Raw genomic sequence first — 12,234 nt, forward strand, 5'->3', positions numbered from 1 at the left:
CTTACCAAGGAAGTGCTCTACCGCTGAGCTACTTCGGCTTATTAGTTTTCAGTTCTCAGCGTTCAGTTTTCAGTTCAAACTGCCTACTACTAACCGCCAACTGCTCACTCTTCTAAGAGCGGAAGACGAGGTTCGAACTCGCGACCTATAGCTTGGAAGGCTATCGCTCTACCAACTGAGCTACTTCCGCTTTTTTAATTTGCTAATTAGCAAATTGACCAATTAGCAAATTAAGAGTGGGGAGAGAAGGATTCGAACCTTCGAAGTCTTGCGACAACAGAGTTACAGTCTGTCCCATTTGGCCACTCTGGTATCTCCCCCCTTTTACCTTAAAACTTAAAGTTCCAAAATAAAATGAGCCTCCTATCGGAATCGAACCAATGACCTACTGATTACAAGTCAGTTGCTCTACCAGCTGAGCTAAGGAGGCTTTTTATTTTTCAATTAATGTGGCGCAAATATATAAAAATTTGTTTTCTTACCTAAAAGAGCTCACATTTTTTTTATTTTTTTCTCTTCACAGAACGACCCATTTTTTCTGGGCTATCGTACCCGTTTCCGAAATGGAATGCAAATTTACACAAATAATTTTCCTATAAAAATTTATTTTAAAAAAAATTGGCGAGCCCTAGCCCGCCAACCGCTATATTATTGTTTTATTATATAATATCAAGCTAATAATCAGAGGGTTCATCCGCATTTATCAATGCTTTATGTTCGCTCAATTTTGCTCTAGTTTTATCTTTATGTTTTGTAATTTGTTTCCTTAACGACTCTATGGCTAGGTCCGTAGCCTCTTCAAATGTTTTACATTGCTCTTTGGCAAACATGGTTCCGCCAGGCACAATTAATTTTATTTCGCTTATTTTATTGGCTTCATCTTCTACATTTTCTAGTTTTAAGTAAACTTCACCACTTATAATTTGATCAAAAAACTGATCTAACTTATCTACTTTTTTTTGAATAAACTCCAGTAACTTCTTGTCTGCATTAAAATGGATAGACTGTACTCTAATTTTCATTTTTCCTCCTTTTTTACGCCCTCGGATGGGCTTGTTTATAAATGGACTTTAATCTTTCTACTGAATTATGTGTATATACTTGCGTGGCGGCCAAACTGGCATGCCCCAAAAGTTCTTTAATTGCATTCAAATCTGCCCCTCTATTAAGCAAACTGCTTGCAAACGAATGCCGCAACACATGTGGGCTCTTCTTATCTTGAGTTGATACTAATTTTAAACAACTATTTACTATACGATATATTAAGTTGGGGTAAGCCTGCTCCCCACTATTGGTAACGATTATATAGGGGCTTTTGTTGTCGAATTTTTGTAAGACTTTTAAATCAACAAACTCCTGTAATTCTTCTTGCAATGGCTTGTGTATAGGAATTATTCGTTCTTTATTTCTTTTACCCAACACTTTAATGGTGCCTTCGTAGTTACTAAAATCAGTTTCTTTTAGGTTAACCAATTCAGATAAACGCATTCCTGTACCAAATAGCAATTCTACCACTAACCTGTCTCTTTTCCCAGAGAAACTCTCGTCAAAACTATGCTCGCTATCTAAAAGTGTATCCATTTTCATTTCTTCTACAAAAACAGGAAGTTTTTTAGGCACTTTTAATGCTTTTATCAATCTTGTTGGATTAGCCGCAATTTTATTTTCGCGATGCAAAAACTTATAAAAACTCTTTAAAGCCGACATTTTCCTGTTAACTGCAGTTTCGGACAAGCCTTGTTGCAGTAACAATACTATATAATTCTTAAAATGGAATACTTGGGCAGTTTCAATACGATCTACCTCTGCCGTTTTTAACCAACCTTCAAACTGTAGCAAATCGGTACGATATGCTTGCAGGGTATGTAGCGAGTAACGCTTTTCATATTTTAGGAAAGCCAGATAATCGTTAATTAGCATATTGCAGTTGTAGATTGGTAATTAGGTGAATTTACAAAAGAAAAAGACATCGCCAAAGGATTTTAGCAAATTGTGACCAAAATCTTTCATCACATTGAATTGCATCACATTTAACCTCCTTCAAAAGACGTTTTAGCCATTTTTGAGCATAAAGCACTAATTATTCTGGACATCAATAATTTAGTCAGCAGTAAGGAAATCTTAAAAAATGGAGCACTTATTTTACAGATTATGTTTAGCGAGGGCGCTGCCCATGTGTTTTCTTTGAATCAACTTCAAACATTAATTTTAGAGCAAAAACTACCGTATAAAAAAAGAGGCTCGAAAATTCCGGGCCTCTTTATATTTTAATTCGAAAAGGAATTAAATGGTTGCTTCTTGATTTAATCCTTGAATGTAAATCGCTTTCTTAACTTCGGTACGGCGAGCTACAGATTTTTTCTCGTATGCTTGACGGCTACGCAATTCTCTTAACACACCTGTTTTTTCGAATTTCTTCTTAAAACGTTTTAACGCCTTGTCTAACGACTCGCCATCTTTAATATTAATAATAATCATAACGTTGAAAATACCTCCTCTCGTGTTTTTTAATGCCCCACATTTCTGCTTGGGGCTGCAAATGTAGGCAAATTACTGAACATAAGAAAGTTTTTCTTATTATTATTTTAATATCTCTCTTGCTATTACAATTTTTTGTATTTCTGAAGTACCTTCTCCTATGGTACAAAGCTTGGCATCTCTATAAAACTTCTCTACCGGAAAATCTTTGGTATAACCATAGCCTCCAAAAATTTGTACCGCTTCGGTAGCGCACCTCACTGCTACTTCTGAAGAGTAATATTTTGCCATTGCCGATTCTTTACTTACCGGTTGGTGTCTATTTTTCAAATCAGCTGCCTGACGGATCAACAAATCGGCTGCCGCTATTTCGGTGGCCATATCTGCCAACTTAAAACTAATCCCTTGAAAGTTAGCAATACGCTGTCCAAACTGCTGGCGCTCTTTTGAGTAGGCTAAGGCAGCTTCGTAAGCACCTTGGGCAATACCCAAACCTAACGCAGCAATAGAAATTCGGCCACCATCTAACACTTTCATGGCTTGTTTAAACCCCTCTCCTTCTACGCCCAACAAATTTTCTTTGGGCACGCGGCAGTTATCAAAAATCATTTCGGTAGTTTCTGAAGCACGCATACCTAATTTATTTTCTTTTTTACCTGCGCTAAAACCTGGCGTACCCCTTTCTACTACTATGGCAGAAATTCCTTTAGAGCTTCCTATTTCGCCTGTGCGTACCATTACCACCGCTGCATCTCCAGACTTACCGTGGGTAATCCAGTTTTTTGCACCGTTAATTACATATTCATCACCATCTAAAACCGCAGTAGTTTGCATGCGCAAAGCATCAGAGCCTGTATTGGCTTCTGTTAAGCCCCAAGCGCCAATCCATTCGGCTGTAGCCAATTTGGGCAGCCATTTTGTTTTTTGCATTTCGTTACCAAATGCTAAGATATGGCCCGTACATAGCGAGTTATGTGCCGCCACCGACAAACCAATAGCGCCACAAACTTTAGAAATCTCTACAATTACATCTACATACTCTTGGTAGCCAAAACCCGAACCTCCATATTGTTCGGGCACCAAAACACCCATTAAACCAATTTGCCCCAGTTCTTTAAATAACGCTATCGGGAAATGCTGCGTTTCATCCCAATCCATTAAATTTTTACGAATGTTCTTTTCGGCGAAATCACGCACCATTTTTTTTATCATGGCACTGTTTTCTGTTTCTTGGAAATCGATTCCTGTTTGCATCATACCTGCTGTTAAAAGAAAAAAACTGTTTAAACACCTTGGCTTTTAGCTTAATGCATTTAAACAGTTTAGTAAGATTTATATTTGGTTGGGAACAATGATAAACAAATTATATTATACTTTCAAAGCAACTGCACTCTTTTCTAAATGGAATGTTTTGGTATATAGTTCATTTATTTCGTGAGTATCATTAAAAACAAACAAAACAGCCTAAATAATTCTTTTTTAATTTTTGAGTTTTTTTAGGGTTTACTAACGAAAAAAATTAAAACGTTAAAAATACATAGTAGTTTAGAAGTTGACTTTTAATAATCCGCCAACGAAAATAGTTGATGACTATACGTTTTTAACCTTTCTTTCCCGTTCAAAAAATCTAAATTTATTAGGAAAGAGTAACCGGCAATTTCTGCTCCGAGTTTTTGCACCAATGCCGAAGCGGCAACTACCGTTCCTCCGGTTGCCAACAAGTCATCGTGAATGAGCACTTGTTGCCCAGCCTCAAAAGCATCTTCGTGTACTTCTAAGATGGCGCTCCCATATTCTAAATTGTAAGATTGCTGTACCGTTTTATAGGGCAGTTTACCTGCTTTTCTAATAGGCACAAAAGGTACATTTAATTTTTGCGCCAAGGCCAAACCAAACAAAAAGCCCCTACTTTCTATTCCAGCAACTACATCTATTTTTAGGCCCCTAAGCTGCTGTGCCAATGCTACAACAATTTCATTGCACAAAGCAGGATTCTTTAATAACGGGGTAATATCTTTAAAAACAATGCCTGGTTTTGGAAAATCGGGAACATCCCTAATTATTTGTTTTATCTTATCTGCTACCATTTTAAGTGAAAAGTATAAAGTGGAAAAATTGAAAATCAAAAGTAAAAAAGTAAATGGTTTAAATTTTCTTTTATTTGAAATGTAGATAGGGCTCAATTTTCTGTATCGTTTCTGGTTTTAAAATGAGCACCTTAGCTAAATCGGCAATACTATTATAGGAGCCATGTTGCTTTCTATACTGTATAATGGCATTCATTTGTTTAAAGCTTAAATACGGATGCCTTTTTATATCGTCAAACTCTACTGTATTGATGTTTATCTTTTTAATACCTTCTAGGTCTATTTTTACTTGGTCTTTAATTTCATTAAACTTCGGAGTATCTACACCAAAAACCTCAAACAATTGCTCTTTGCTGTAAAACCCTCCCAAGCGTTCTCGGTACTTTACAATTCTTCTGGCAAAAGCAGCACCCACACCTTTAATTTTATCTAACTCTAATGTATCGGCACTATTAATTTCGACCACTATTGGTTCTTTTTTGGTATAGGTGTAATTTGATTTGCTTAACTGCTCGGTTTTAGGAATGCTTACATAGGGCAACAAAGCTTCGTACTTTTCTGGCGAAATGGTGTACATCTTTTTTAAATCTTCGGGCTTATAAAACTTGCCACCTTTTTTAACGTAATTTACAATAGACATTGCTTGTTTATACGAAAGACCAAAAGCTTGCCATTCTTTTTCGGTGATAAGATTGGGATTAAACTCGAAATAATGAACGGGTGTTTTAGTGGCTGCATCTTCAATTTGGTTTCGTGTATAGTTATAGGTCTTCTTCTGATACCGATCTACCAGCACCAGCTTTTGCAATGCAAGTTTTTCGTTCATGCCTTGAGGCTGTTTTTTATCGCTATAATATTGATATAGATAAGGCATTAAGGCAATGAACAATATCAAAACCACTAAGTACAATAACCCATTATACTCTCTTTTACTAAACCCGTAAGTATTTATTAGCCATTTCTTCATTGTTTATAGGCTTTTCTAATAAGGTTGAAATTAGTTTGGAGCAGCTTGACAAAACGGAATAGCAAATAGATGTTTTCATAGATTAGATAAGTAACTCCTAAATATAATCGTTAATTTTGAATTTACATTATACCTCATTATTTGTACATGAAGATTATTACTAAACAAGAATTTGCACAAGCAACTAAGCTAGATAAATTGGGGGTTCCGGGACTTGCGGCACTGTTAATGGAGGTAATGAAACTAAACGATATTAACGAAGTATTTTCGCAAAATCAACATTTTGAAGGCCTAGAGTTTGTAGATAAAATATTAGAGACCATTGGCGTTTCTATAGATTTTGATGAAGATGACCTAAAAAACATTCCTAAAACTGGGGGCTTTATTGCCATAGCCAACCATCCGTATGGTGGTGTAGAGGGGCTAGCTTTGGTAAAGCTACTTTGTACGGTTAGGCCAGAGGCCAAAGTAATGGTAAACTTTATTTTAAAGAAAATACCTAATCTCAGCGATTTTTTTGTAGCCGTTAACCCTTTCGAGAATGTACAGCATTCATCGAGCATTAGCGGGCTAAAGTCCACCTTCGATTTATTGCGAAGTGGTACACCTATTGGTATTTTTCCAGCTGGTGAGGTTTCTACCTTCAATCTGGAGAAGCAAGAAATAACCGACAGGCTTTGGCATCCGGTAGTGGGCAAATTAGTGGCCAAAGCTAAATTGCCAGTAGTACCTATTTATTTTCACGGGAATAATGGCGTGCTTTTTAATATCTTGAGTTTCTTGCACCCTACGCTAAGAACGGCCAAACTACCATCGGAGTTTTTGAACAAACAAGGCTTAAAAATTAAAGTGCGCATTGGTAAGCCTATTAAAATTGAAGATATCAATTACAATAAAGACACCAATAAATTATTAGATTTTTTACGGGCAAGAACCTATGCCTTAGGCACCAATTTAGAGCAGGAAAGAAAGTTATTCAACCCTATCAATCTTTTCAAGATTAAGAAAAAACCAAAAGAAATAGTTGAAGAAACCAACAAGGAGTTAATGGCCGCAGAAATAGAAGGCCTAACAGACTACCGTGTATGGGAGGAGAAAAATTACGAGGTTTACATTGTTCCAACTACCAGTATTCCGAATATTTTAAGAGAAATAGGCCGCCTACGCGAAATCACTTTTAGGCAAGTTGGCGAGGGCACCAATAAAAAAATTGATTTAGACAACTATGATATTTACTACAACCATCTTTTTATTTGGGACAAAGAAACCAAAATGATTGTAGGCGCTTATCGTATTGGTAAAGGCGATGAGATACTAGATACCATGGGAAAACGTGGCTTTTACATTTCGGAGCTATTTAAAATTAAAGAGCCTTTTTATCCAATTTTACGACAAGGTATTGAGTTGGGTAGATCTTGGATTAGAAAGGAATATCAGCTTAAGCCACTGCCGCTGTTTTTGCTGTGGAAAGGTATTTTAAAATATCTTATTTTAAATCCGCAGTACAGGTATATGATTGGCCCGGTAAGTATTAGCAATAGCTTCTCGAAACTTAGCAAATCGTTGATTGTAGATTTTATTACCAAAAACCATTTTGATTATGAGATGGCAAGCTATGTTAAACCTAAAAATAAATTTAAAGCCGACCTTACCCCTATTGATACCGAACTATTGATTGAGCAAAGCGAAAGTTTAAAAGATTTAGATGGTTTAATTGGCGAAATAGAAAACAACCATATTAAAATACCGGTGCTGTTGCGCCAGTACATGAACTTAAATGCTAAAATTATTTGTTTTAATATAGACCCTAAGTTTTCTGATTGCCTTGATGGGTTTTTAGTGGTAGATACCCATAAAATACCTGCTGATATTTTAGAAAAGGTTGGAAAGAACCTTTAAAGTTGGTAGTTAGCAATTTCAAAAATAGCATATAAAGCAAAAGCCTCGACATCCATCGGGGCTTTTTGCTATCAACTAACCTAAACTGTATGATAAATACTAACCAATATTTAACATCACAAATGTAGGTTTACAATGTTAAGTCATTGTAAAACCTAGATTATTTTAGAAACTGTTTAAATTTCAATAAGAATAAATACATAGGCGGGTGGTGCCATCCGCCTACAGCCCATAGCTATAGTTTGGTGTCACCACCAAACCCAACCTGTAAAATATTAATATCAGTTTTAAACAGTTTCCTATTTCTTCAGTTTTTTAGATAACATAAAAGGAGCCAAAAAATTGGCTCCTTTTATGTTATAACCTAAGTTCGACTCTTTGTTATCAACTATGCCTTAGCAGCTATTAGTAGTTTGTATTTTGCGAATTCCAATTAGCCCAACCAGCTGTCCAATCTGTAGTACCGAAAGCACCACGATAAGTAACCGAAGTAGCGCCTGTTGTAGCAACCCACGTACCAGCTAATGCCGGAGAGCCCGTTGCAGGCAAGAAATTAGGTGCCGTTAAACTAAATGGAGCATTTAACTTAAGTCCAACATTGGCATCGGTAAGCACAAGGTTACCATCTGTAGTTGCCTTTGTTTGTATTTCGGCTACAGTTAATGTAGTAGCAGTAACCAAGAATGGGTTTGTATAAGCAGCAACAATATTATTTTTGAATTGAGAATCTCCATTTTTATAAAAATTTGCTGATTTATCCGATTCGATATTTAGACCACCTTTTTGAGCACCTAAAATGATAGAGTTATTGAAAATAAATTTAGTTCCTCTTCTCCAACGGTTACCATACGCATGGCGTGAAGCAGTACCTGTTGCATTATTTGGGCCAATAAGGGTAAAATTAGACAATTTTGGTTGCGTAATAGGAGCAGCATCCGTTCCATCTTTGTCATTGTCGCACTCAATACCATTACCATCATCTGCAGCATCTACAAATTTTGGATCTCTAAGTGATAATGCAAATTGTACACTACCATTATAACCAAAATCAAAGTCGAAATCATCATCAGCAGTAGCATAAGCTATTAAGTTTTTACAGTTTACGGTACCTCCGAAAAATTCAAATGCATCATCATTCGCATATACTGTTTGTACATTTTCTACAACTGTACGGCTCCCTACTGCATAAAAAGTTAAAGCATTAATTTCGCTGTCGTTTACACCAATACCCGCATATTCAATACGTACATAGCGTAAAATTCCCGAATTATCGGCTGGTATATTATCTGTACCATACGTTAATGCTACACCGCCCTCTACTTGTACTGGCGTGATTCTATTGGTTGGTGCCTTGCCCACTAAAATAATACCGCCCCAGTCGCCTGGTGCTCTGCTGCCAGCATCTTTTCCCGATGTAAATACAATTGGTTTAGTTACGGTGCCATCGGCTATTAATTTTGAACCTTTATCAATTACTAGTGCTGCTTTTGTACCTACTTTAGCTCTTATAACGGTACCAGGTTCGATGGTTAAAGTTGCATTATTTTTCACCAAAACAACCCCATCTAAATACCAAACCCTATCTGCTGTTAAAGTTTTATTGGCTGTAACCTCTCCGTTTATTGTTTCTGGAGTTTTAGGAGTTACGTTTACTTCCTCTTCATCACTTTTTCTACATGATGAAAATGCCAGTACAGCAGCCAAAAATAAAACTGATAATTTGTAGTTTTTCATTTCTTTTTATTTATGATTAATTATACCCAAAACTAAGCCCTTAACATTTCGAGAATATTAAGGGCTTTTTATCAATTGGTTACTTATTGATTAACTCAATGTTAAGTGCTATTTTTTATCTAGAGAGAAATTATAAATAAAGCTTAAACTTACGCCAGCCCCAGTTCTTGCAGTGTTCATGATGTTATCAACATTTTGCTGGTAGGTGTTTTTAGTATTGTTATTCTGATAGAAGATAATTTTCTCATTTAGGATATCCGTCAAATTCAACCTCAATTCGCCTTTATTCTTCATCATTTTCTTAGATAGCTGAAAATCGACTACATTTCTTCCTTTTTCATAGATATCGGCATAGCCTTGATAACCAACTTCCGAAATTCGTTGGCCAATTCTGTTATAAAGCAAGTTAAAAGACAAGCCATTTGTAGGCTCGCTATACATTAAACCTGCATTAATTAAATATGGAGATTGGCCCTGCAACGCTCTAGAAGTAATTTCAGAAACCAAACTATTTAGGTTTACCGTTGAGAAAATCACAGATGAATTAACATAGGCGGTAACATTGTTGAAGAAATTTTCTTTATTAATGAAAGAAAGGTTTTTTCTTATCTCTAATTCTAAACCATAGGTTTTAGCAGAATTGGCATTTTGGAAAGTAATGTTTTTAACGCTACCCGATGAAACTACTTGTTCGATTGGGTTTTTGAAATATTTGTAATAGCCCGACAAAGAAATAATTTGACCTGCACTTGGAAAAACCTCATATTTCACGTCAATATTGGTATTTTGACTACGTTTTAAATCGGGATTACCCACCAATATCCTTTTTGAAATATAATCGAAGAAACCAAAGTTAGAGAGTTCTCTCAATTCAGGTCTGGTTACTGTTTGCGAGGCCGACAAACGTAAATTGGTTTTATCGTTCAAATTAAAAGTGGTGTTCATTGAGGGCAAAACATCAAAATATTGCTTTTCTACTTTAACCTTTTTCCCCGAAAAATCTGCGGTATTTACTTGCTGGTAAGAATCTTCTATACGAGCTCCGAATGATGCCCTTAACTTCTTACTAAATCTTGTATCAACCATGGCATAACCTGCATTCAAATCCGAAATTGCATCATATTTATCTGCATTTTCCGTTCCCTCGTCCATTACAAAACCTGTAGGTTTCAAATTGGCTGGCGCAAAAATTTCGTTGTATGGCAAGGTTAACAAGTTACTTTCGAACGAGCCAAAAGATTTGATATAGCCGAATTTTCGAGCTTTAAAATCCCTAAGCTTGTATTGTTTCATCCCACCTAGTTTGAATGTACTTTTATCTTTCAAGAAGCTAAAAGGTAAACTCAAATTTAAACCTGCATTGTAACTATCTTCAAAAAGTTGGGAAAAAAACCTACTGGCATCAGTTCTAGAAGCCGTTCCATTTGGCACTACCGCTTCGTAAACTGTAGCTCCCTGGTCATAATCTAAACGATAAGTTAACGATTTTAAATCCGGCTGTAAACGATCAGAATACGAATAGCCCATATTCCAGTTAACCTTTAAATCGTTCCAATTTAGTTTATGCTCCCCTTCTAGTTGTGTATTTAACAACGATTTACTCACCAAATCGTACGAATAGCCTCTAATCGAATCCAGATCAACCAAATGTGTACCGTACCTACTGGTGTAAGAGTTATCTAACGAAACATTGTACAAATTTTTGAAAGCAATTTTATTATTCTTCTTTACATATGCAAAGTTTGCCAAAGCACCTACAGACGAGCTAAATTTATAACTGTCGTCGTTATAATCGTATTGCTTAGTTTGCCCCTCGTATTCTAATCTTTCAGAAATGTTTTTACTTTCGCCGTTTCTATAGGTCAATGAAATAATAGAACCAATACTAGCATTGTCTTTTAGGTTTTTACGCAAACCTACGCTCATTTGATAAGCTTGTGCAGGATTAGCACCATTAAACTGGTGAGTTCTAAAACTATTATTAAATAATTTACCAGCGTCTATTTTTTGATTAGTAGTTAGCTGCGTGTAGTTCTGCGTAGATGGTATTCCTTGAGGAATATTTCTGTTTGAATTGAAATACCCAAAATTTTCAACCCCGTTTTTATCTCCTAAATAAAACTTTTTAAAAGTAGATTGAGAGTTATATCCGGTTCCTACCGAGAAATTAACATAATTTTCTGAAGGAATATCTTTGGTTAATACCTGAACCACACCGCCAGAAAAATCTCCAGGTAAATCTGGCGAAGCTGTTTTGTTTATCACGATATTATCAATCATGTTTGATGGAATAATATCAAACGAAAATGCTTTTCTATCAGGTTCTGAACTAGGTAATATGGCATTATTCAACAATGTTGAGTTATACCTATCGCTCAATCCTCTAACAATTACAAACTTATTATCTTGGATACTTGTACCGCTAACCCGTTTTAAAACTTCAGAGGTATTTCTATCAGGAGATCTTTTAATTTGATCGGCAGAAATACCATCAGAAATGCTAACATTTGTTTTTTGTTTTAGGTAAAGCGTATTAACCGACTCTTGTTTAACCGAAGCGGTAATGGTTACCGTTTGCAAAGTTTGCGAAGAAGCTTCTTCCATTACCACATTTAAAGTGGTAACAGCGCCAGCTTTTACTTCTACATCGGTAATTTTTTTAGTGGCATAGCTTACATAAGAGATTTCGATAGTGTATTTTCCGGCAGCCAGCCCCCCGAGTAAATACCTCCCCTCTACATCCGTGCCTACGCCCTTGGTTGTTCCAGCTAATTTTACAGAAACACCAATAAGCGTTTCGCCAGTTTTTTTATCCGATACAGTTCCTGCAATTTTTCCTGTTGCCTGAGCGAAAACAAGTACACTGCCTAATACGAACAAGATGGTTAGGAGTGCTTTTTTTAAAGTTAGTTGTGATTTCAATTTGCCTTATTTTTAATGAGGGCAAAACTATTACCACAATGTTAGCTTGGTGTTAGCTTGAAATTACCATTTGTTTACGCAAGAGTTAACAAATTGTTAAAGGGTGCTGGCAAGGCTTTTATATTAACCTGAGCTCGATTAATCAGA

The 12,234-nt window shown here is 36.1% G+C and carries 9 protein-coding genes and 3 tRNA genes; 1 reads left to right on the top strand and 11 read right to left on the bottom strand.

Annotation, left to right across the window (positions count from 1 at the left end; translation table 11 throughout):
- Positions 1-117: 117 nt before the first annotated feature.
- From B3I52_RS03985 to B3I52_RS04025, 9 genes are all read right to left on the bottom strand, one after another.
- Positions 118-190: transfer RNA gene (locus tag B3I52_RS03985), tRNA-Gly, on the bottom strand.
- Between the two features lie 47 nt (positions 191-237).
- Positions 238-320: transfer RNA gene (locus B3I52_RS03990), tRNA-Tyr, on the bottom strand.
- A gap of 37 nt (positions 321-357) precedes the next feature.
- Positions 358-430, bottom strand: a tRNA-Thr gene (locus B3I52_RS03995).
- A 244-nt stretch (positions 431-674) separates the two neighbouring features.
- Positions 675-1,022, bottom strand: a complete 348-nt coding sequence (gene hpf, locus B3I52_RS04000) for a ribosome hibernation-promoting factor, HPF/YfiA family (RefSeq protein ID WP_293299044.1) — start codon at positions 1,020-1,022, stop codon at positions 675-677.
- A gap of 13 nt (positions 1,023-1,035) precedes the next feature.
- Positions 1,036-1,920, bottom strand: a complete 885-nt coding sequence (locus tag B3I52_RS04005) for a tyrosine-type recombinase/integrase (protein ID WP_293299046.1) — start codon at positions 1,918-1,920, stop codon at positions 1,036-1,038.
- Positions 1,921-2,283: 363 nt separating this feature from the next.
- Positions 2,284-2,478: a 30S ribosomal protein S21 gene (gene rpsU / locus B3I52_RS04010; RefSeq protein ID WP_293299049.1), complete on the bottom strand. Its 195-nt coding sequence runs from the start codon at positions 2,476-2,478 to the stop codon at positions 2,284-2,286.
- Positions 2,479-2,580: 102 nt separating this feature from the next.
- Entirely contained in the window at positions 2,581-3,720 is a 1,140-nt protein-coding gene (locus B3I52_RS04015) for an acyl-CoA dehydrogenase family protein (protein ID WP_349678669.1), read from the bottom strand.
- Positions 3,721-4,037: 317 nt separating this feature from the next.
- Positions 4,038-4,565 (bottom strand): adenine phosphoribosyltransferase, encoded by a 528-nt coding sequence (locus B3I52_RS04020; protein WP_293299054.1) that lies wholly within the window; start codon positions 4,563-4,565, stop codon positions 4,038-4,040.
- A gap of 70 nt (positions 4,566-4,635) precedes the next feature.
- Positions 4,636-5,532 carry a ComEA family DNA-binding protein gene (locus B3I52_RS04025; RefSeq protein ID WP_293299056.1) on the bottom strand — a complete coding sequence of 299 codons (897 nt, stop codon included), beginning with the start codon at positions 5,530-5,532 and terminating at the stop codon, positions 4,636-4,638.
- Positions 5,533-5,679: 147 nt separating this feature from the next.
- On the opposite strand from B3I52_RS04025, the gene B3I52_RS04030 reads away from it, so the two are divergent.
- Positions 5,680-7,431, top strand: a complete 1,752-nt coding sequence (locus B3I52_RS04030) for a lysophospholipid acyltransferase family protein (protein WP_293299059.1) — start codon at positions 5,680-5,682, stop codon at positions 7,429-7,431.
- 405 nt (positions 7,432-7,836) lie between these two features.
- Here B3I52_RS04030 and B3I52_RS04035 read toward each other — a convergent pair whose 3' ends face one another.
- Complete coding sequence (locus tag B3I52_RS04035) at positions 7,837-9,165, bottom strand: hypothetical protein (protein ID WP_293299062.1); 1,329 nt, start codon at positions 9,163-9,165, stop codon at positions 7,837-7,839.
- Positions 9,166-9,273: 108 nt separating this feature from the next.
- Positions 9,274-12,087 (bottom strand): TonB-dependent receptor, encoded by a 2,814-nt coding sequence (locus B3I52_RS04040; RefSeq protein ID WP_293299065.1) that lies wholly within the window; start codon positions 12,085-12,087, stop codon positions 9,274-9,276.
- Between the last annotated feature and the right edge of the window lie 147 nt (positions 12,088-12,234).

It is taken from the genome of Pedobacter sp. UBA4863 (assembly GCF_002399615.1).
Lineage (GTDB): Bacteria > Bacteroidota > Bacteroidia > Sphingobacteriales > Sphingobacteriaceae > Pedobacter.